The organism is Cupriavidus sp. UME77 (assembly GCF_014170355.1).
Taxonomy (GTDB): domain Bacteria; phylum Pseudomonadota; class Gammaproteobacteria; order Burkholderiales; family Burkholderiaceae; genus Cupriavidus; species Cupriavidus basilensis.
The window spans coordinates 1-21,447 of sequence record NZ_LZZU01000017.1 but is presented as its reverse complement, the minus strand read 5'-3'; the positions used below and the strand labels follow the sequence as shown (position 1 = coordinate 21,447).

Annotated in this window: 14 protein-coding genes; 3 read left to right on the top strand and 11 right to left on the bottom strand. The window is 65.7% G+C overall.

What is annotated here, in order from left to right; genetic code table 11:
- Positions 1 to 12: 12 nt before the first annotated feature.
- On the bottom strand, positions 13 to 1,983 hold the full coding sequence (locus A9975_RS07070; protein WP_183032014.1) for a long-chain fatty acid--CoA ligase: 1,971 nt from the start codon (positions 1,981 to 1,983) through the stop codon (positions 13 to 15).
- Between the two features lie 238 nt (positions 1,984 to 2,221).
- On the opposite strand from A9975_RS07070, the gene A9975_RS07065 reads away from it, so the two are divergent.
- Positions 2,222 to 2,890 (top strand): Crp/Fnr family transcriptional regulator, encoded by a 669-nt coding sequence (locus A9975_RS07065; RefSeq protein ID WP_183032013.1) that lies wholly within the window; start codon positions 2,222 to 2,224, stop codon positions 2,888 to 2,890.
- 58 nt (positions 2,891 to 2,948) lie between these two features.
- On the opposite strand, the gene A9975_RS07060 is transcribed toward A9975_RS07065, so the two are convergent.
- From A9975_RS07060 to A9975_RS07040, 5 genes are all read right to left on the bottom strand, one after another.
- Complete coding sequence (locus tag A9975_RS07060; RefSeq protein WP_183032012.1) at positions 2,949 to 4,493, bottom strand: PAS domain-containing methyl-accepting chemotaxis protein; 1,545 nt, start codon at positions 4,491 to 4,493, stop codon at positions 2,949 to 2,951.
- Positions 4,494 to 4,933: 440 nt separating this feature from the next.
- Positions 4,934 to 5,788 (bottom strand): 3-hydroxybutyryl-CoA dehydrogenase, encoded by an 855-nt coding sequence (locus A9975_RS07055; RefSeq protein WP_183032011.1) that lies wholly within the window; start codon positions 5,786 to 5,788, stop codon positions 4,934 to 4,936.
- A gap of 71 nt (positions 5,789 to 5,859) precedes the next feature.
- Complete coding sequence (locus A9975_RS07050) at positions 5,860 to 6,282, bottom strand: HIT family protein (RefSeq protein WP_150989580.1); 423 nt, start codon at positions 6,280 to 6,282, stop codon at positions 5,860 to 5,862.
- Positions 6,283 to 6,405: 123 nt separating this feature from the next.
- Positions 6,406 to 9,714: a fused isobutyryl-CoA mutase/GTPase IcmF gene (icmF, locus tag A9975_RS07045; RefSeq protein WP_183032010.1), complete on the bottom strand. Its 3,309-nt coding sequence runs from the start codon at positions 9,712 to 9,714 to the stop codon at positions 6,406 to 6,408.
- Between the two features lie 365 nt (positions 9,715 to 10,079).
- Positions 10,080 to 10,418, bottom strand: a complete 339-nt coding sequence (locus A9975_RS07040) for a DUF2917 domain-containing protein (protein ID WP_183032009.1) — start codon at positions 10,416 to 10,418, stop codon at positions 10,080 to 10,082.
- 199 nt (positions 10,419 to 10,617) lie between these two features.
- On the opposite strand from A9975_RS07040, the gene A9975_RS07035 reads away from it, so the two are divergent.
- Positions 10,618 to 12,024 carry a PLP-dependent aminotransferase family protein gene (locus tag A9975_RS07035; RefSeq protein ID WP_183032008.1) on the top strand — a complete coding sequence of 469 codons (1,407 nt, stop codon included), beginning with the start codon at positions 10,618 to 10,620 and terminating at the stop codon, positions 12,022 to 12,024.
- Between the two features lie 12 nt (positions 12,025 to 12,036).
- On the opposite strand, the gene A9975_RS07030 is transcribed toward A9975_RS07035, so the two are convergent.
- The 3 genes from A9975_RS07030 to A9975_RS07020 form a co-directional block, all read right to left on the bottom strand.
- On the bottom strand, positions 12,037 to 13,431 hold the full coding sequence (locus A9975_RS07030; RefSeq protein WP_183032007.1) for an amino acid permease: 1,395 nt from the start codon (positions 13,429 to 13,431) through the stop codon (positions 12,037 to 12,039).
- Positions 13,432 to 13,712: 281 nt separating this feature from the next.
- Complete coding sequence (locus A9975_RS07025) at positions 13,713 to 15,230, bottom strand: CoA-acylating methylmalonate-semialdehyde dehydrogenase (RefSeq protein ID WP_183032006.1); 1,518 nt, start codon at positions 15,228 to 15,230, stop codon at positions 13,713 to 13,715.
- 64 nt (positions 15,231 to 15,294) lie between these two features.
- The gene (locus A9975_RS07020; protein ID WP_183032005.1) at positions 15,295 to 16,626 is read right to left on the bottom strand and encodes an aspartate aminotransferase family protein; all 1,332 of its coding nucleotides are present in this window, start codon (positions 16,624 to 16,626) and stop codon (positions 15,295 to 15,297) included.
- Positions 16,627 to 16,981: 355 nt separating this feature from the next.
- Here A9975_RS07020 and A9975_RS07015 point away from each other — a divergent pair, with 355 nt between their 5' ends.
- A complete protein-coding gene (locus A9975_RS07015) occupies positions 16,982 to 18,487 on the top strand; it encodes a PLP-dependent aminotransferase family protein (RefSeq protein WP_183032054.1) in 1,506 nt (501 codons plus the stop codon).
- A 39-nt stretch (positions 18,488 to 18,526) separates the two neighbouring features.
- On the opposite strand, the gene A9975_RS07010 is transcribed toward A9975_RS07015, so the two are convergent.
- Together A9975_RS07010 and A9975_RS07005 are read right to left on the bottom strand one after the other, a co-directional pair.
- Complete coding sequence (locus A9975_RS07010) at positions 18,527 to 19,105, bottom strand: acyloxyacyl hydrolase (RefSeq protein WP_183032004.1); 579 nt, start codon at positions 19,103 to 19,105, stop codon at positions 18,527 to 18,529.
- Between the two features lie 356 nt (positions 19,106 to 19,461).
- A complete protein-coding gene (locus tag A9975_RS07005; RefSeq protein WP_370564060.1) occupies positions 19,462 to 21,165 on the bottom strand; it encodes an EAL domain-containing protein in 1,704 nt (567 codons plus the stop codon).
- Between the last annotated feature and the right edge of the window lie 282 nt (positions 21,166 to 21,447).

Sequence of the window (21,447 nt, the reverse complement as noted above, 5' to 3'; positions counted from 1 at the left end):
TCCTGCCCCTGCTCATGCCGCGCGCTTCGCACCGGCGGTGGCCGGGGGGAAGCGCTTCACATCGACCAGCTTCAACGTGGCCGAGACGCTGCCTTCACGCCCGTCCTCGAACTTCACGCGCGTCTCGATGAACTGCTCCGCCTTGCCGGCGTACAGTGCTTCGATCAGCGACGCGTATTTCTCGGCGATATAGCCACGGCGCACCTTGCGCGTGCGGGTGAGCTCATCGTCGTCCGGATCGAGTTCCTTATGCAGGATCAGGAAGCGCGAAACCTGCGAGCCGGCCAGCATGGCATCGGCGGCAAGATCGGCATTCACCTGCTCCACGCACTCGCCGATCATGGCGATCACCTCTGGCTGCGCCGCCAGGTCGATGTAGCCCGCATAGGCCAGGTGGCGCCGCTCGGCCCAGTTGCCCACGGCATCGAAATCGATGTTGATGAATGCGCAGACGCTGTCGCGGCCGGTGCCGAACGCCACCGCTTCCTTGATATAGGGAAAGAACTTGAGCTTGTTCTCGATGTACTTGGGCGCGAACATGGCGCCGTCGGACAGCTTGCCCACGTCCTTCGCGCGATCGATGATCTTGAGGTGGCCATCGGCATCGATCACGCCGGCGTCGCCGGTCATGAAATAGCCTTGGTCGTTGATCGCCTCGCGGGTGGCATCGTCGCGCTTGTAGTAGGCCTTCAGCAAGCCCACGCCGCGCACCAGCACTTCGCCGTTCTCGGCAATGCGGATCTCCATGCCCGGCGCGGCGGGCCCGACCGAATCGAACTTGACCTTGCCGTCCGGCTGCAGGCAGACATAGGCGCAGGTTTCGGTCTGGCCGTAGAACTGCTTGAGGTTGACCCCGATGGAGCGATAGAAGCGGAACAGGTCCGGGCCAATCGCCTCGCCCGCCGTGTAGCCCACACGGATGCGGCTCATGCCGAGCACGTTGCGCAGCGGCCCGAAGATCAGCGCCTCGCCGGCCGCGTAGCGCAGGCGGTCGGCCAGCGGCACCGGATTGCCGTCGAGGATATCGGTGCCGCAGCGGCGCGCCACGCCCATGGCCCAGTGAAAGAGCTTGCGCTTGATCCAGCCCGCATCTTCCATGCGGATCATCACCTGCGTCAGCAGGTTTTCATAGATGCGCGGTGGCGCGAAGTAATAGGTAGGGCCGATCTCGCGCAGGTCGGTCATCACCGTCTCGCGCGATTCCGGGCAGTTCACGGTGAAGCCCGCCACCATGGCCTGCGCGTACGAGAACAGGTTGTCGCCCACCCATGCCATCGGCAGGTAGGACAGCACATCGTCCCTTGCGCTCAGGCCATCGAACGCGCAGCCGTTGCGCGCCGCGCCGATCAGGCCGCGATGCGAGTGGCACACACCCTTGGGCTTGCCGGTGGTGCCGGAGGTGTAGAGGATGATGGCGGTATCGTCGGGCTCGCCCGCGGCAACGGCGGCATCGAAGTAGCCTGGATTGGCGCGATCGAACTCGCGGCCGATTTCCTGCAGGCGCTGGTAAGACATCAACGCCGGATGATCGTAGTCGCGCAGCCCGCGCGGGTCTTCATAAATGATGTGGCGCACCGTGCGGCCCTGCGCGGCTAGCTGCTCCTCCACCTCCAGCAGCTTGTCCACCTGCTCCTGGTCCTCCACGATGGCGAAGCCGATCTCGGCATCGTTCAGCACATAGATCATCTCGCCGGCAATGGCATCCTGGTAGAGCGGCACCGGCACGCCGCCCATGGCCTGCGCCGCGCTCATGGCCCAGTACAGGCGCGGCCGGTTGTCGCCGACCACCGCCAGGTTCATGCCGCGGGCAAAGCCCAGGGCCGCCAGGCCGCACGCGAGCGCGCGCACCTCCTGCGCAGTCTGCGCCCAGCTATAGGTTTGCCAGATCCCGAGATCCTTCTCACGGTAAGCCGGGCTTTCCGGCCGCTGCTGCGCATGCGCAAGCAACAAGCGCGGGAAGGTCGTCGCCGACGGTTCCTGCATGGATGTCTCCTGTCCCTCCGGCGCGGGGGTCCGCCACCGGTGCCAAGCCTGCTGCCGCTGGTTATACTTGGCCTGTTTTGCCCGGCGGTGTTTGTGCCGCGACGCAACAAGCCCGCCGCGCCTGTCCTGGCGCGCATTCGCGGTTCGTGGTGATCGTAAGATAGCCCATGCCATTTCCCCCGGTTGTCACGCCGATGACAATTCCGGGTTAATCCCTACGGGGGAGGTTCTTCAGGTCATGCTCAACGATTTCGTCGACCGCTGCGTGTGGGCAGCCGACCTCAGCGAAGAACAACGCGACATCGTCCGGCGCGCCATGTGCGTGCGCGAATATAGCCAGGGCGACTATGTCTGCCATAAGGGCGATATGGCGGAACACTGGCTGGGCGTGCTGGAAGGGATCGTCAAGATCACTACCGTATCGCCTTCCGGCAAGTCGGTCACATTCACCGGTGTGCCTACGGGGGGCTGGTTTGGCGAAGGTGCCGTGCTCAAAGCCGAAATCCGCAAGTATGACGTGATGGCGCTGCGGCGCTCGCGCATTGCGTTCCTGCCGCGCGAGACTTTTCAGTGGTTGCTGGATACCAGCTTGCCGTTCACGCGGTTCCTGCTGACGCAGTTCAATGAGCGGCTGGGACAGTTCATTGCCGCCGTGGAATACGAACGGCTGCTCGATATCGATTCGCGTGTGGCGCGCGCGGTGTCGTCGCTGTTCAATGAGCACCTGTACCCTGGCCTGGGAACCACGCTGGAGATTTCGCAGGAAGAAATCGGACTGCTGGCGGGCATATCGCGGCAGCGGGCCAACCAGGCGCTGAAGGTGCTGGAGCAGCAGGGACTGGTGAAGGTCGACTATGGCGTGATCGAGGTATTGGACCTGGAAGGGCTGCGGCAGTACGGCGAGTAGGGCCGCCACGCCCCTCGTGGCCACCTTGCGGCATGGCCCGATGCGGCGTGGCGCGCGGTCAACGGAATACGCCGACCGCTTCCACCAGCCGGTTGGCCTGCTGTTTCAGGCTCTGCGCGGCGGCCGCGCTCTGCTCCACCAGCGCCGCGTTTTGCTGGGTGATGCGGTCGAGATCGCCGATGGCATCGCCAACCTGGCTGATGCCCGCGCTCTGCTCGGACGTAGCCAGGCTGATCTCGGCGATCAGGTCGGAGACGCGCCTGACCTGCACCACGATGTTGTCCATGGTCTGGCCGGCGTCGTTGACCAGTTGCGCCCCCGAGTCGACCTTTTCCACGCTGGCGCCGATCAGCGCCTTGATCTCCTTGGCCGCGCTTGCGCTGCGCTGCGCGAGCCCGCGCACCTCGCCGGCCACCACCGCGAAGCCCCTGCCCTGTTCCCCGGCCCGCGCGGCTTCCACCGCGGCATTCAGCGCAAGGATATTGGTCTGGAAGGCGATGCCGTCGATCACGCTGATGATGTCGGCGATCCGCTTCGAGCTGCTGCTGATTTCCTCCATGGTCGCCACCACCTGCGACATCGCCTTGCCACCCTTGGCCGCCTCGGTACTGGCGGAGCCGGACAACTCGTTTGCCTGGGCCGCGGTCTCGGCATTGCTCTTGACCGTGGCCGTCATCTGCGTCATCGACGACGCCGTATCCTGTACGTTGGATGCCGCCTGCTCGGTACGCGCGCTCAGGTCGCTGTTGCCCTGCGCGATCTCGCTGCTTGCGCCTTGCACGTTCAGCACCTGCTCGCTCACGTCGTCGATCAGCCAGCGAAACATCAGGCCAAGCTGGCTGATCGTGCGCAGCGTCATGCCGATCTCGTCCACGCGGTCCATATGCTCGACCTGCTGGCTTTCGCCGGACGCCACGCGCAGGGCCTGTGCCATGACCCGCTCCAGCGGCCGCGAGATCTGCGCCTCCAGCCAGCCGGAGACCAGCAGCAGCATGGCGGCGACGATGCCACCCAGGCCGGCCAGCGGCATCCCGCTCATGCCGAGCGCCGCGGCGCCAATGACCGAGGCCGGCAGCAAGGTTGCCAGGGCACCGCGGATGCGCCAGCGCACCGGCATGGTCTTGAAGGCCGACGCCCAACGCTTCCAGCCGCCCTGAATGATCAGGCCCTTGTGAAAACGCCGTTGGCCCGCACTACCCTCGCGAAAGTCCTGGTAGAGCCGCCCGGCGGCGTCAATTTCCTCGCGCGAGGGCTTGGTGCGCACCGACATGTATCCCACCGGCTTGCCGTTGCGCACTAGCGGCATGGCGTTGGCGCGTACCCAGTAATGGTCGCCGTCCTTGCGCCGGTTCTTCACCAGCGCCGTCCAGGGCTCGCCGCTCTTGAGCGTGGCCCACATATCGGCGAACGCCTCGGCCGGCATATCCGGGTGCCGCACGATATTGTGGGGCTGGCCCTGGATTTCCTCGCGTGTGAAACCACTGACATCGACGAAGGCCGCGTTGGCATAGGCAATGCGGCTTTCGGTGTCGGTGGTCGACATCAGCGTCGCATTCTCAGGCAGTTCGTATTCGCGCTGCGAGACGGGTTGATTGTTGCGCATAAAGATTCCCCATCGGTTTTCCAAAGCACGCGCTGCGCACAGGCAGTGCCACGACTGCGGCAGCGCGTAGTGCATATCAGCGTTTACGGGAATGTCTATACAAAGCTTTAGCAATCAGGGGTGAATAAGCCATTGATCTGGCTTTACCTTGATCGAAATTGATTTCACCTGGCATTTGTCGGATTTTTCGCCAGTACAAGCTTGACAATATTTTTTAATACGATCGTTCTATTAAATAGAAATTGATCGATTCTTATTTAAGAATTCAAGCAGACAGCAAATAGCCAGGAGCCGAAAGAGGCATATTTCATTGCTCGCGACAGCGCCGGAGAGTCCGGCAGGCCGGGGCGTTCCGTAGCCGAAAAAAAAGCTGGCGACGGATTGCTCCGTTGCCAGCTTTCTTGCCCTCCGCCTGTAAGGAAGGGGGACTTTCTTCTATGTCACTTGCTGTAGACGTACACACCGCGGCCAGTCTTGCGGCCGAGATAACCCGCCGCCACCATTTCGCGCATCAGCATGGCCGGGCGGTATTTCGGGTCGGCAAATTCGGTGTACAGCACCTCCATCACCGCCAGCATCGTGTCCAGGCCGATCATGTCTGCCAGCGCCAGCGGGCCGATCGGGTGGTTGCAACCCAGCTTCATGCCTTCGTCGATTTCTTCCGGCGACGCCAGGCCTTCGCCCAGTACGCAGAACGCCTCGTTGATCATCGGGCAGAGAATCCGGTTGACCACGAAGCCCGGGTTGTTCTTCACGGTGATCGGGTACTTGCCAAGGTTCTTCGACAGTTCTTCCACCAGCGCGTGCGTGGCATCGCTGGTCTGCAGGCCGCGGATCAACTCCACCAGGGCCATCATCGGCACCGGGTTGAAGAAGTGCATGCCGATGAAGTTGCCCGGCCGGCTGGTGACGGCGGCCAGCTTGGTGATCGAGATCGACGAGGTGTTGGACGCGACGATCACGTTGTCGCCGACGATGCTGTCGATCTGCTTGAGGATCTTGACCTTGAGGTCGAAGTTCTCGGTAGCGGCCTCGATCACGATGTCGGCGGCCTTGAACGCGTCATAGGACGTCGAGCCCGTGATGCGCGCGAGTGCGACGTCCTTGTCGGCTTCGCTGATCTTGTCTTTCTTGATCAGGCGATCCAGGCTGCTGCCCACGGTGGCGATGCCCTTGTTCACCGCTGCGTCGCTGATGTCCACCATCACCACGTCCAGGCCCACCACGGCGCACGCTTGCGCGATGCCGTTGCCCATGGTGCCGGCGCCTACGATGCCCACTGTCCTGATTCCCATCTTGTCTTCCTTGTTGCTGGTTGCTTGATTCTGGCGTGGCGCGCGGCACTCACGGCGCACCGATGTATTGGTCAGGCTTCGCCCAGCGCGGCGATGATGCGCTCGGCGTGCTGGCTGAGGATTTCCGGATCCTGCATGTCGCTGCCGTGGCCGCGCAGGGTGCGCTCGGCGTAGCGCGGCACGATGTGGAAATGCACGTGCGGCACGGTCTGGCCCGCGGCGGCGCCGTTGAACTGGCCGATCGAGATGCCGTCCGGCGAGAAGGCGGCGCGCACCGCGCGGGCGACGCGCTTGGTGGTGCGGATGGCGGCTTCGGCGCCAGCGTCGGACAGGTCGAACAACTCGGCAGCGGGTTCCTTGGTCACCACCAGCACGTGGCCATCCGACTGCGGCATGATGTCCATGAAGGCCATGGTGTCGGCGTCTTCATACACCTTGTTGCAAGGCAATTCGCCACGCAGGATGCGGGCGAAGATATTGTTGGGATCGTACACGGTACTCCTGATTGGTCTTGGTCTTGATCTTCGCTGGCGCTTGCTGCCCGCAAGGCGACGCGGCTGGCGCAAACGTCAAGTTTAACGCAGGGGCCTCGCACGAGACAGCCCCTGGCGGACGGATCACATATTGCGGCGGTACTGGCCTCCTACCTCAAACAATGCATGCGTGACCTGCCCGAGCGAGCACACGCGCACCGCATCCATCAGCACCGCAAACACATTGTCGTTGTCGATCACAGCCTGGCGCAGCCGCTGCAGCATGACCGGCGCCGCATCCGCATGACGGGCGTGGAAGTCCGCCAGCCGCGCAAGTTGCCCCTGCTTCTCCTCTTCGCTGGAACGCGCCAGTTCGAGCGATGGCGGCGTAGCGTCGCCATTGGGATTGCGGAACGTATTGACGCCGATGATGGGCAGCGTGCCGTCGTGCTTGCGCTGCTCGTAGTACAGCGACTCGTCCTGGATCTTGCCTCGCTGGTAGCCCGTCTCCATCGCGCCGAGCACACCGCCGCGCTCGGCGATGCGCTCGAACTCCTGCATCACCGCGTCTTCCACCAGGTCGGTCAGCTCATCGATCAGGAAGCTGCCTTGGTTGGGGTTCTCGCATTTGGCCACGCCCCACTCGCGGTTGATGATGAGCTGGATCGCCAGCGCGCGGCGCACCGACTCGCCGGTGGGCGTGGTGATGGCTTCGTCGTACGCGTTGGTGTGCAGCGAATTGCAGTTGTCGTAGATGGCGATCAGCGCCTGCAGCGTGGTACGGATATCGTTGAAGTCGATCTCCTGCGCGTGCAGCGAGCGCCCGGAAGTCTGGATGTGGTACTTGAGCTTCTGGCTGCGTTCATTGGCGCCGTACTTGTCGCGCAGCGTCACCGCCCAGATGCGGCGCGCCACGCGGCCCAGCACGCTGTATTCCGGGTCCATGCCGTTGGAAAAGAAGAACGACAGGTTGGGGGCGAAGTCATCGATATGCATGCCGCGCGCCAGGTACGCCTCCACATAGGTGAAGCCATTGGACAGCGTGAACGCCAGTTGCGAGATCGGGTTCGCTCCCGCCTCCGCGATGTGATAGCCGGAGATCGACACCGAGTAGAAATTGCGCACCTGATGATGGACGAAGTACGCCTGGATATCGCCCATCACCTTGAGTGAAAACTCGGTCGAGAAGATGCAGGTGTTCTGGCCCTGGTCTTCCTTGAGGATGTCGGCCTGCACCGTGCCGCGCACGTTCTGCAGCACCCACGCGCGGATCTTGGCTTCCTCGCCGGCGGTGGGCTCGCGGTTGTTGTCGGCGCGGAACTTGTCGAGCTGCTGGTCGATGGCGGTGTTCATGAACATCGCCAGGATGGTGGGCGCGGGCCCGTTGATGGTCATCGACACCGAGGTCGACGGGCTGGTGAGATCGAAGCCGTCGTACAGCACCTTCATGTCGTCGAGCGTGGCGATCGACACGCCCGAGTTGCCGACCTTGCCGTAGATGTCCGGGCGGGTGTGCGGGTCCTCGCCGTACAGCGTGACCGAATCGAAGGCGGTGGACAGGCGTTTGGCATCCAAGCCTTCGGAGACCAGCTTGAAGCGGCGGTTGGTGCGAAAGGCATCGCCCTCGCCGGCGAACATGCGGGTGGGGTCTTCGTTCTCGCGCTTGAAGGCGAACACGCCGGCGGTGTAGGGGAAGCTGCCAGGCACGTTCTCGCGCAGCAGCCACTTGAGCACTTCGCCATCGTCCTCGAAGCGCGGCAACACTACCTTGCGCACCGTGGTGCCGGACAAGGTGGTGGTGGTGAGCGTGGTGCGGATTTCCTTGTCGCGGATCTTCACCACATACTCGTCGCCGCTGTAGGCCTTGCGCATCTCCGGCCACATCGCCAGCAGCTTGCGCTCCTGCGCGCCGAGCGCGGCGTCGCGTTCGGTGGCGAGAGCCTGCAGCGCTTCGCCCTGGTCTTCTTGCCCGGAGGCCGCCAGCAGCATGCGGCGCGCCTCGCGCAGTTGCTGGCGCTCGCGCGCCAGCCGGCTCTGCGCGTCCACGCGGCGATGATAGGCGCGCACCGTGTCGGCGATCTCGGCCAGATAGCGGTTGCGCGCCGGCGGGACGATCACGTTCTGGCCGGTGGAGACGCGTCCGCTCAACTGCGGCAGCACGCCGGCCGGCGCACGCATGCCGCGCGCGCATAGCGCTTCGCGCAGGCCCTGGTAGAGCATGGTCACGCCGTCGTCGTTGAAGCGCGACGCCTGGGTGCCGTACACCGGCATCTCCTCGGGCCTGGCATGCCACTGCTCGCGGTTGCGCTGCACCTGCTTGGCCACGTCGCGCCACGCGTCCTGCGCGCCCTTGCGGTCGAACTTGTTGATGGCGACAAAATCCGCGAAGTCCAGCATGTCGATCTTCTCGAGCTGGCTGGCGGCGCCGAACTCGGGCGTCATCACATAGAGCGACAGGTCCACGTGCGCAACGATGGCCGCGTCACCCTGCCCGATGCCCGAGGTCTCGACGATGATCAGGTCGAAGCCGGCCACCTTGCAGGCCGCCAGCACATCGGGCAGCGCCCGCGAGATCTCCGAGCCGGCCTCGCGCGTGGCCATCGAGCGCATGAAGATGCGCGGATGGTTGATCGCGTTCATGCGGATGCGGTCGCCCAGCAGCGCGCCGCCGGACTTGCGGCGCGACGGGTCGATCGAGATCACCGCAATGGACAGCGCATCGCGCTGGTCAAGCCGGATGCGGCGGATCAGCTCATCGGTCAGCGAGGATTTGCCCGCGCCGCCGGTGCCGGTGATGCCGAGCACGGGCGTCTTCACCTTGGCCGCCTCGGCGCGCAGGGTGTCGGCCAGCGCGGGATCCGCCTTGCCGTTTTCCAGCGCCGTGATCAGCTGCGCGAGCGCGCGGCGGTCGCCGCCCCTCATCGCATCGAGCGTGGTGGGGGCATAGCGCGCCAGGTCGATATCGCAGCGCTGCACCATGTCGGCGATCATGCCCGCCAGGCCCAGGCGCTGGCCGTCCTCCGGGCTGAAGATCCGCGCCACGCCGTAGGCTTGCAGCTCGCGGATCTCGTCCGCCACGATCACGCCGCCACCGCCGCCGAACAACTGGATGTGCTCGCCGCCGCGCTGGCGCAGCAGGTCCACCATGTACTTGAAATACTCGACGTGGCCGCCCTGGTAACTGGAGATGGCGATGCCCTGCACGTCTTCCTGCAAGGCCGCGCTGACCACCTCTTCCACTGAGCGGTTATGCCCGAGATGGATCACCTCGCAGCCCGAGGACTGCAGGATGCGCCGCATGATGTTGATGGAAGCGTCGTGGCCGTCGAACAGCGAGGCCGCGGTGACGAAGCGCACCTTATTGACGGGCCCTTTCGGTCCCTGCGCCTGATGGGGAGCGCCAGGTTGAGCGCCGGGTTGAGTGCCCTTCTGCACATCGGAAAGATCGGTCATTGTCTCCACCACGTTCGGTGTTCGGGCTGGTCGCATGACGTCCATGGCTGCCGCTCTGGAGGCGGCTCGGATCTGACACGCGAGCGGTCTGGCTGGCGCCGGCGCAACGGCTTGATTATATGACGTTTACGTTAACGGCAATCAATCCACGGCGGCGCCAATTGCCGCGCGGCGCGGCCAGCCATATGAACATCCTCGCATAGTTGGCGCGACGATGTGGAGGGAGGGAGCGCGGCATCGGGGGAGTTCGATGCCGGCAAATGGCATTCTGCACAGCGCACGACCAGACACTTGGCCAGGCTTCTACCAATACGGATTGGATCGGGATGGCCGGACACGCTGCGCGCGGCCCGGCCGATAGCCTCTCAGAGGCCCGGTTCCGGGCACTGGCCGGCACCGGAGGCACGGCGCTCGCCAAAGCGGTGCTTCAGCGCACTCGCCAGCCCGCCCAGCCAGCGCCACGACGACGGGGCCGGCGTCTCGGCCAGCGTGAAGCGCGCGCCCTCGCTTTCGCCGGACAACCAGACCCGGGCGCCGGCAGGCAGCGCAAAGACGGCTCCCGGCAGCAGCCAGATGTCCGCGTGGTGGCCTTCCACCGTGAGCCAAAGGCGGCCTTCGACTGCCTTCACGCGCTGCCCTTCGCGGGCGCGCCAGCTCACCGGCCGGCCCCGTTCATCGAATTCGAAGATCCTTAGTTCGCGCATTTCATCACTCCTGTTCTGCTGCTCTGCTGTTCTGCATGGCGGCCATGTCTCTCGTGCCCACCGGCCCGGCCGGTGCCGGCACTTCCGCCGCATGCCTTCCATTATTCACAGCGCAAACTACAATCCCATGAACAGTTGCGAACAGTTTGACATGAACTGTTCAGTAGTTTTTCCTGACACTTCCCCCTGCACCCTGCCGATGAAGCTGACCCTCGTTCCCGCCACCGGCGTGCCCCTGACCGATCAGATCGTCAACGAGGTCAAGACCTGGATCAGCGCGCGCGAGGTGCGCCCCGGCGCGCGCCTGCCGTCCATCCGGCAGCTCGCGGCGGAGCATGGCATCAGCCGTTTCCCGGTGATCGAGGCCTATGACCGGCTGGTGTCGCAGGGCCTGCTCGATTCCCGCCACGGGTCGGGCTTCTTCGTCGCGGACAGCCCGCTGCTGGCGCGCGGCGCCAATGGCTGGTCGGACCCGCGTCTGGCAGAGGATTTGTCGGACCATATCCTGGAGCAGTTCAACCATCCCAGCGCCACGCTCAAGCTGGCGGGCGGCTTCGTGCCCGAGAGCTGGCGCGACGTGGAAGGGCTGGCCCAGGCCATCCGCCAGGTCTCGCGCAACGACATCAACAGCGTGATCCACTACGCCACGCCGATGGGCAGCCCGGAGCTGCGCCAGCATGTGCTGACCCGCGTGCGGCAGCTCGGCATCGCGGCGGAGCTGCCGCAGGTGCTGATCACCACGGGCGCCAGCCAGGCGCTGGACCTGGTGGTGCGGCGCCTGCTCAAGCCGGGCGATACGGTGTTCGTGGAGGACCCTGGCTACTACAACCTGTTCGGCCTGCTGCGCCTGCACGGGGTGCGGCTGGTGGGGGTGCCGCAAACCCGCAACGGCCCCGACCCGGACGCCGCCGAAGCGCTGCTGCGCGAGCACAAGCCCAAGCTGTTCTTCACCAACAGCGTGCTGCAGAACCCGACCGGCTCGACCCTCTCGCCGCCGGTGGCGTTCCGCCTGCTGGAGCTGGCGCGCCGGCACGGCTTCCGTTTTGTCGAGGACGATATCTTCTCGGACTTCCAGACCAACTACACCGACCGGCTGGCCACACTGGACCAGCTCGAACACGTGATCTACATCGGCGGATTTTCCAAGACAGTGTCGGCCTCGCTGCGGGTCGGCTACCTGGTGGCCGACAAGGCGCTGGTGAAGGACCTGGTGGATGTGAAGGTGCTAACCAGCATAGCGGGCTCGCATTTCGCGGAGAGCGTGACAGCGGCGCTGCTGGAGCGCGGCGCCTACCGCAAATACATGGAGCGGCTGCGGCTGCGGGTGCGCCAGGCCACCGCGCGCGCGGTGCAGCACCTGGGCGACGCCGGCTGGGAAGTGTATTGCGAGCCGGCGGGCGGCAATTTCCTGTGGGCTCGTACGCGCGGGATCGAGGATTCGCGCGAGCTGGTGACCCTGGCCGAGCAGCACGGGGTGACGCTGGCGCCCGGCAATTACTTCCGGCCGGGCGGCGAGGGCTCGGCCTGGATCCGCATCAACTCCGCCTTTGTCGAGGAGCCGCGCGCGCTGGCCTTCCTGCAGGAAGCCGGCGCGCGCGAACGGTAACCGCGGGCAGCGTCAGGCGCCGCCGTGCAGCACCGCGTTGCGGCGCGCGTAGAGGAAGTAGATCGCCAGGCCAATCGCCAGCCACGCCAGGAACGCCACCCATGTCAGCGCCTGCAGGTGGGCCATGAGGAACAGGCAAAACCCCACAGACAGCAGCGGCACCACCGGCACCCCAGGGCAGCGGAAGGCACGCGGCAGGTCCGGCCGCGTCTTGCGCAGCACCAGCACCGCCACCGAGATCAGCGTGAATGCGGACAGCGTGCCGATATTGATCAGCTCCGCCAGCACATTGAGCGGCACGAAAGCAGCGATGAAGGCAAACACGATGCCCACCGTCCACGTAGCGAAGAACGGCGTGGCATGCACCGGGTGCACCTTCGACAGCCGCTGGGGCAGCAGCCCGTCGCGCGACATGGCAAAGATGATGCGGGTCTGGCCGAAGGTCATCACCAGGATCACCGTGGTCATGCCCAGGATGGCGCCGAGATCGACGAATCCCGCCACCCAGTTCTCGCCCGCGTACTGCAGCGCCAGCGATACCGGATGATCGATGCCCGCGAACTTGGCGAAAGGCACGATGCCGGTCATGATGGCCGCCACCGTCACGTACAGCACGGTGCAGACCGCCAGTGAGCCGATGATGCCGATCGGCAGGTCGCGGCGCGGGTTGCGCACCTCCTCGGCGGCCGATGTCACCGCGTCGAAGCCGATAAAAGCGAAGAACACCAGCGCGGCCGCATTGAAGACGCCGTCCAGCCCAAACGGCGCGAACGGATGCCAGTTGGCCGGCTTGACGTGCCACACGCCCACCCCGATGAAGAGCAGCACCACCGCAATCTTGATGGCCACCATCACGTTGTTCAGGCGCGCCGACTCGCGCACGCCGTAGGACACGACCCAGGTGATCAGCAGCATGATCACAGCAGCCGGCAGGTTGAACAGCGTCTGCACGCCCGGCACGGCACCCGGTGCGGCGGTGAGCATCACCGGCAGGTGAAAGCCGAAGCCCGCCATCAGCGACTGGAAATAGCCCGACCAGCCCACCGACACCGCCGAGGTCGCAAGACCATATTCAAGCAGCAGATCCCAGCCGATCATCCACGCCACGATCTCGCCGAGCGTGGCGTAGCTATAGGTGTAGATGGAGCCGGAGACAGGGATCGCGGAGGCGAACTCGGCGTAGCAGAGCGCGGCAAACCCGCAGGCGAGCGCGGCAATCACGAAGGAGACTGTCAGCGCCGGGCCGGCCGTGAGCGCGCCGGTGCCCGTCAGCACGAAGATGCCGGTGCCGATGATGGCGCCAATGCCCATCAGGATCAGGTCGACGGGACCGAGCACCTTTTTCAACCCATCATCGCGTGCGGCGGCGAGCATGGCCTCGATGTTCTTGGTGCGGAACAGACTCATCGGCGGGTACTCCTGGCGCGCTGGGCGGCTTTGAAAAGCGGCGTATTTTAGCGTGATGGGGTGGGCGGGTTCGTCACTTTCGGGTTGATTGGTGTTTCTTTGATCGGCGTTGGCCTTTGCACCCAAAGGCCATACGACAATCCCCCCGCGGGCGTGGTCGCTGTTTATTTCATCGGCGTTGGTTTTTGCACCCAAAGGAATACGGCAGCCCCCGCAGGGGGATGTCGTATGGCTTTTGGGTACAAAGGCCAACACCGCTCAAAGAAACACCGACCACCCCTTCACTTGGCCACCGGCATCGTAAACTCCGCCCCCTTCCCAATACTGTCCGGCCAGCGCTGCATGATGCTCTTGTACCGCGTATAAAACCGGATGCCTTCCTCGCCATAGGCATGGTGATCGCCAAACAGCGAGCGCTTCCACCCGCCGAACGAGTGCCATGCCATCGGCACCGGGATCGGCACGTTGATGCCCACCATGCCCACCTGGATCTGGCGCGAGAACGCGCGTGCCACGCCGCCGTCGCTGGTGTAGCAGGACACGCCGTTGCCGTACTCGTGGCCGTTGATCAGGTCCACCGCTTCGGCCAGGTCATGCACGCGCACCACCGACAGCACCGGGCCGAAAATCTCTTCCTTGTAGATGGTCATGTCCGGCGTGACGTTATCGAACAGCGTGCCGCCCACGTAGAAGCCGTTCTCGTGCCCGTCGACCTTGTGGCCGCGGCCGTCGGTCACCAGCTTGGCGCCCTCTTCCACCCCCTTGGCGATATAGCCTTCCACCTTGGCCTTGTGCGCGGCGGTCACCAGCGGGCCCATCTCGGCATCGTCTTCCATGCCGTTGCGGATCTTCAGCGACCGTGCGCGTTCGGCCAGGCGCGGCACCAGCTTGTCGGCGACATCGCCCACCGCCACGGCCACCGAGATGGCCATGCAGCGCTCGCCGGCCGAGCCATAGGCAGCGCCGATCAGCGCGTCAACGGCCTGGTCGAGGTCGGCGTCGGGCATCACCACCAGGTGGTTCTTGGCGCCGCCCAGGGCCTGCACGCGCTTGCCGCGCCTGGTGCCTTCGGTGTAGATGTACTCGGCGATCGGCGTGGAGCCGACGAAGGACAGGGCCTGCACGTCCTTGTGCGCCAGCAGCGCGTCGACGGCTTCCTTGCCGCCTTGCACCACATTGAACACGCCATCCGGCAGGCCGGCCTGCTTGAGCAGGTCGGCAATCAGCAGCGAGGGCGAGGGATCGCGCTCGGACGGCTTGAGCACGAAGGTATTGCCGCAGGCCAGCGCCACCGGGAACATCCACATCGGCACCATCACCGGGAAGTTGAACGGCGTAATGCCGGCCACCACGCCCAGCGGCTGGCGCAGGTTCCAGTTGTCGATGCCACCGCCAATGTTGTCGGTGAAGTCGGTCTTGAGCAGGTTGGGAATGCCGCAGGCAAACTCGACGATCTCCACGCCGCGGGTGACTTCGCCCTTGGCATCCGAGAACACCTTGCCATGCTCGCGCGTGATCAGCGCGGCGAGGTCGTCATGGTGGCGGTCGAGCAGTTCCTTGAACTTGAACAGGATGCGCGCGCGCTTGAGCGGCGCGGTCTCGGACCAGGCCGGGAACGCGGCGTGGGCCGCGGCCACAGCGGCGTCCACGTCCTGCGCCGAGCCGAGCGCCACGCGCCCGGCCACGGCGCCCGTGGCCGGGTTGAAGACGTCGGCGAACCGGTCCGACGAGGCGGCGCGCACGGTCCCGCCAATGTAGTGCGCAATGTCGGCGATCTGCCGGTTCTGTGCGATGTTCACGTCAGTGTTCCTTGTCTTGTCTCTGCGGCCACGGCTTTTACGGCATTCGCTGCATTCACGGCAATCACTGCAGTTCTTGCAGCACCTTCTTCACGGTGTCGAACATCTCTTCGATCTGCGCCTCGGTGATGATCAGCGGCGGCGAGAAAGCGAGGATGTCGCCGGTGAAGCGCACCAGCACGCCGCGCTCCAGGCATTTCAGGAAGGCCTCATAGCCACGCGCGCCGGGCTGGCCGGGACGCGGCTCCAGCTCGATGCCGGCGACCATGCCGAGGTTGCGGATGTCCTTCACGTGGGGCGCGCCGCGCACGGCGTGCACCGCGGCTTCGAACTTCGGCGCCAGCTCGGCGGCACGACCGAACAGGTTCTCGTTCTTGTAGATATCCAGCGTGGCGATGGCCGCGGCCATGGCCAGCGGGTGGCCGGAGTAGGTGTAGCCGTGCAGGAACTCGATCGCGCCCGGCGCCGCGGCATTGACCACGGTGTCGTGCACTTCGCGCCGCACCGCCACCGCGCCCATCGGCACGGCCGCGTTGTTGATGGCCTTGGCCATGGTGATCAGGTCCGGCGTGACCTTGAAGCGCTCGGCGGCGGTAGCCGCGCCCAGGCGGCCAAAGGCGGTGATGACCTCGTCGAAGATCAGCAGGATGCCGTGCTTGCTGGTGATCTCGCGCAGCTTTTCCAGGTAGCCCACCGGCGGCACCAGCACGCCGGCCGAGCCGGCCAGCGGCTCGACGATGACGGCGGCCACGTTGGACGGGTCGTGCAGCGCCAGGATGCGTTCCAGGTCGTCGGCCAGGTGCGCGCCCCAGGTCGGCTGGCCCTTGGAGTAAGCTGCCTCGGCAATATTCAGCGTGGCCGGCAGGTGGTCCGTGCCGGGCATCAGGTTAGCCGAGAAGGCCTTGCGGTTGGGGCCGATGCCGCCCACCGCCATGCCGCCGAAACCAACGCCGTGGTAGCCGCGCTCACGCCCGATCACGCGGGTGCGCTGGCCTTCGCCACGGGCGCGGTGATACGCCAGCGCGATCTTCAGCGCGGTATCGACCGATTCCGAGCCCGAGTTGGTGAAGAAGATGCGGTCCAGCCCGGCCGGCATGATGGCGGCCACCTTGGTGGCGGCCTCGAAGGTGAGCGGGTGGCTCATCTGGAACGGCGGCGCGTAGTCCAGGGTCTGCACCTGGCGGGCGACCGCGTCCGCGATCTCCTGGCGGCAATGGCCGGCAGCGACGCACCACAGCCCGGCGCAACCGTCGAGGATCTGGCGGCCGTCATGCGAGGTGTAGTACATGCCGCTGGCGGAGTCGAGCAGGCGCGGGGCCGCCTTGTACTGGCGGTTGGCGGTAAACGGCATCCACAGGGCATCAAGATCGGGGATCACAGTCTTGGCGGCATCCATACATCCTCCTCAGGAGCAATTGGCATTGGCTTGGGCGGCGGCTGGCGCCGCCCGGGTTGTCAGGTGATTCTGGTGAATGCGGCCACTGTAGCGGCCCTGCCCGGCTTAAAGAATATACGGTCGGCAGAACCTCGCCTTACCGTACAGTTAAGAGTGAGGCAACTGTACAGGTCAGGTGATACCCAGGCCGGGAGATCGCACCCGCGGATCCAGCCACTTTGCTCGCCGCAGCGGCTAAAGTCCCGCCAGTAGCCGGATTCACGTTGCAGCGCCGCAAACTCCCGCGCCGCCATGAGGCTTCCCACCGAACCGGTACGGCCGTTAAACTGTACAGGTCCATCCTGACATGTCACGCATGCTTAACCTCGAACTTGTCCGCAGCCGGCGCAGCGGCGACACCCTCACCGAGCAGATCGTGGCGGGCATCGCCAGCCTGGTGGACCGGCGCGTGCTGCGCGCCGGCGTGGCGCTGCCGTCGGTGCGGCGCTTTGCCCAGCAGCATGGGGTCAGCACTTTCACCGTGGCCGAGGCCTACGGCCGCCTGACCGCGCTGGGTTACCTGAGCGCGCGGGTGGGCTCGGGCTACACGGTGGCACACCGCCATGCCCCCGCCGGCCAAGTGCCGGCGGCACGCTGGGAGGCGCCGGGGCTCAACGCCGCATGGCTGCTGTCGGATGTGTTCGCCGATCATTCGGTGCCGATCAAGGCGGGTGCGGGCTGGTTGCCCGGCGACTGGCTCAACGAGGAGGGGCTGCACCAGGCCATGCGCGCCGCGGCGCGGGTGCCCGCCGCACAGGTCTCGGGCTACGGCCACCCTTACGGCTTCGCCGCGCTGCGCGAGCATATTGCCGCCGGACTCAGCCAGTACGGCATGCCGGTGCAGGCCCAGCAAGTGGTGCTGACCCAGGGCGCCACGCAGGCGCTGGACCTCGTGGTCCGCACGCTGTTGCGTCCGGGCGACACCGTGCTGGTGGAAGCCCCCTGCTACTGCAATCTGCTGCAGATCCTGCGCCTTGCGGGCTTGCAGGTGGTTGGCGTGCGCCGCACCGCCAGCGGGCTCGACACCGACGCGCTCGACCACGCCATCCGCACCCACGCGCCGCGCGCGCTGTTCGTCAACACGGTGCTGCAGAACCCCACCGGCGGCACGCTCACCAGCATGAACGCGCACCGCGTGCTGCAACTGGCCGAGCAGTACCGGCTGCTGGTGGTGGAGGACGATATCTACCGCGAGCTGGCGCCGCCGGGCTCACCCATGCTGGCGGCGATGGACGGGCTCTCGCACGTGATCTACGTCAACGGGTTTTCCAAGACCATCACGCCATCGCTGCGGGTCGGCTACCTCGCGGCCAGCCCGGAGCTGGCCAAGGCGCTGGCCCGCACCAAGATGGCCGTGGGGCTGACGTCATCGGAAGTAACCGAGCGGCTGGTGTACTCGGTGCTGACCAGCGGCCACTATGGCCGCCATGTGGCGGCGCTGGCCGAGCGGCTGCGCGCCCAGCAGGACCGGATCACGGAGAAGATGGAAGCCCATGGGCTGGAGGTGATGCTGCGCCCGGAAGGCGGGATGTTCGCCTGGGCAAGGATGCGGCCGGAAGACGGCGGCGACCAGGCCGCGCTGTCGGGCAACCGCCTGGCGACGCTGGCGCTGGAGCACGGCATCTGGCTGGCGCCGGGATCCTATTTTGAACCGGAGGAAGGCGACTCGCCATGGATACGGTTCAACGTGGCAACCAGCGATGAACCCGCGCTGTGGCGGTTTTTTGACGCGCTGCGCAGCAGGCTGGCGCAAGGCGCGGAAACGGAATCCGTTTCCCGCGGCACGCGCGCCCCGCGCGCAGGCATGGTCAGGCTGGCCTGAGCGTCATGGCCTCAGGCCAAGCCAGCCACGTTTGCAGGGTCAGAAGCGATAACGCACGTAACCCGTGTAAAAACCGCTGCCCGGATTGGGCTGCTTGATACCGGCGTTGGAGACGTGCTGGTAGCGGAAGCCGGCTTCGTACGCGGTCTTGGGACCAAAGGCCATGCCCACGCCGATCATGTCGGAGAACTGGAACAGGCTGCCGGAGCGGTGCTCGTCGGAGGTGGCCTTATGGCTCATCATGCGCACGCCGACGGAGGCTTCCAGGAACGGCACCAGCGAGCCGCCGCGCTTTTCCACGCGCAGGATCGGCGAGAAGCCGAATTCGGTCACGTTCTGGTGATTGGTGCCGCTGCGGGCGTTCCATTCGGCCAGTTCGGCCTCCCACTGCAGCTTGGCCAGCCAGCCCTGCGGGTTGCCCCAGGCAAAGCCGGAGTCCCAGTTCACGCCAACTTCGTACTTGTTGATGTTGTGGCCGGGATCGCGGCCAAAGGCCACGTGCACCGCCGGATCGGCATGCGCGGCAGCGCATGCGCCGAGGGCAGCCATGGCGCCAAGCGCCTTGATACGTGTTGCAAGCCGACGGGCAAGGCCGGCGTTCTTCTTATCGATGGTCATGTGCATGGTGGGTGGTAATTACCGCGAAGAATGGCAAGTCCTAGCGAAAACCTTGCCACCTCCCAGCGGCAAAGCCGACCACCCGTACTCAGGACCAGAGGCGTTCCACCACCCAGCCCGCGGTCACGCAGATCGCGAGCCAGGCGCTTAGGCACCCGGCAATAAATCGGTAAGTCATGGTCAATTTCCGCAACAATCGCTTAGGGACAAGCGAATCATTACGGAATTATACATCCGTTCATGAATGTATGTTGAGGCCGGAGAAATCGGGCTAGGGCTCAACGTATCGGTGAGCGATTATGCACCTCCGCGACGGCACATGCTTGCAGCACAGCGGGGGCTGTTGCCGCGCCGCGTCAATCCCCCCGCGCCACGGTGCTTTGGCCCATGATCGCGGCGAAATCCGTTGCCGGCATGGGCCGGCCGAGCAGGTAGCCCTGCGCCGCGTCGCAGCCCTCCTCGGCCAGCAAGCGTTGCTGGACGTGGGTCTCCACACCTTCCGCCAGGGTTCTCATGCCCAGCGAGCGCGCCAGCGCGATGACCCCGCGAATGACCGCCAGGGACTCGGGCGTAGTACCGAGGACCGCCACGAACGATTTGTCGATCTTGAGTGTCGCAACCGGCAGGCGCGTCAGGTAGGCCAGGCTCGAGTAACCGGAGCCGAAATCGTCCAGCGAGGCGCTGATGCCGCAGTGTCTGAGCTCGTCGAGCGCCGCCGCGGCACTGTCGAGGTCGGTCATCAGGGTGTCCTCGGTAACTTCCACGTCCAGCAGCCCGCATGGCACCTCGTGCTCGCGCGCGAGGTCCGCCAGCAAGCCCGCCAGCCCCGGCATGACCAGCTGCCGCGCCGACAGGTTGAGCGAGATCCTTGGCACCGTCAGGCCGGCACGCCGCCAGGCCGCTATCTGGCGGCACACGGCGCGCATGACCCACAGCCCCACCGCCGGCTCCAGCGGCGACTCCAGCAGCACATCGAGAAAGGCGGCGGGAGGCAGCAGGCCGCGCGTCGGGTGTTGCCAGCGCAGCAACGCCTCCGCGCCCGCCAGCCTGCCATCCGGCAGCGACCACTGCGGCTGGAAGTGAAGCACCAACTGGTCGTCGGCCATCGCGGCGTGCAGGTCGGCGCGCAGTTGCAGGCGCTGCCGCAAGCCTTGGGCAAGGTCCAGGTGGAAGACGCGGAACTGGAAACGCCCCGCGGCCTTGGCCGCATACATGGCGGCATCGGCGTGGTTCAACAGGGTGTCGGCGGTGTCGCCAGCCTCGGGCCACTGTGCAATCCCCACGCTGGCACCCAGCAGCAGCGTGTGGCCGTCCACCTGGAATGGCTGCGACACGCCGGCCAGGATGGTGCCGGCAAAGCGCTCGGCCTGTCCCGGCCGCGCGTCGCGCAGGATGAACACGAACTCGTCGCCACCGACGCGCGCGACAAACGCCGAAGGCGCCAGCAGCGCGCGAAAGCGTTCGGCGACCTTGCACAGCAACGTGTCGCCCACGGCATGGCCAAAGGCGTCGTTGACTTCCTTGAAGCGGTCGAGATCGACGAACAGCACCACCACCCCGGCCGCTTGTGGCACTTGCGGCACTTGCGGCGCTTGCGCCTCCATGTCGGCGTGCAGCACGGCTACCTGCGCTTGTGCAGCCTGCTCTGCCGCCTGCGCCACCGCGCGCGCCAGCACCTGCGTGCAGCGCCGGCGGTTCGGCAGGCCGGTCAGGTAGTCATGGTCGGCATGGTATTCCAACTGGGCCGACTGCTGCCGTTCGCGGCTGACGTCGCGAAAGAGCACGGTAAGGCCGTTGGCATCGGGAAAGGCACGCGCTTCGAACCAGCATGCCAGCGGGGCAAAGTAGGCGGTGCAGGTGCATGATGCGCCGCTGGCTGCGGCCTCGTGAAACGTCCGGTAATACGCCGAGCCCATCAGGTCCGGACAGCACTCCCAGATGCCGCGCCCGTCGAGATCCGCACGGCTGCGCTTGAGCCAGCGCGCCATGGTCTGGTTGACGTAGGCGAATCGCCACTCGCGGTCGAGCGACATGACGCCATCCGCGACGCGATCGAGCATCGCGGCAAGATGCGTGGGCAACGCCCCGGCGGGCGGCGTAGTCGCGGGATTGGCATGACAGGGCAAAAGTGGCGCGCGCTGGGGAGAGTCGTCCATGTCGAGGGGGAGGGTCGTCCGAGCACCGCATGCATCACGGTTGACAAGGCGGCAGGTGGCAGGCGTCGGCCGCATTTTATCCTCGAACGCCCCGCGCCGGTATGCCGGCACGTGCCTTCGGCCCAAGGATTGCGCGTCAGTGCCAGCCACGATGCCCCCCGGTCACATACGGCTTCCCCCCGCTAC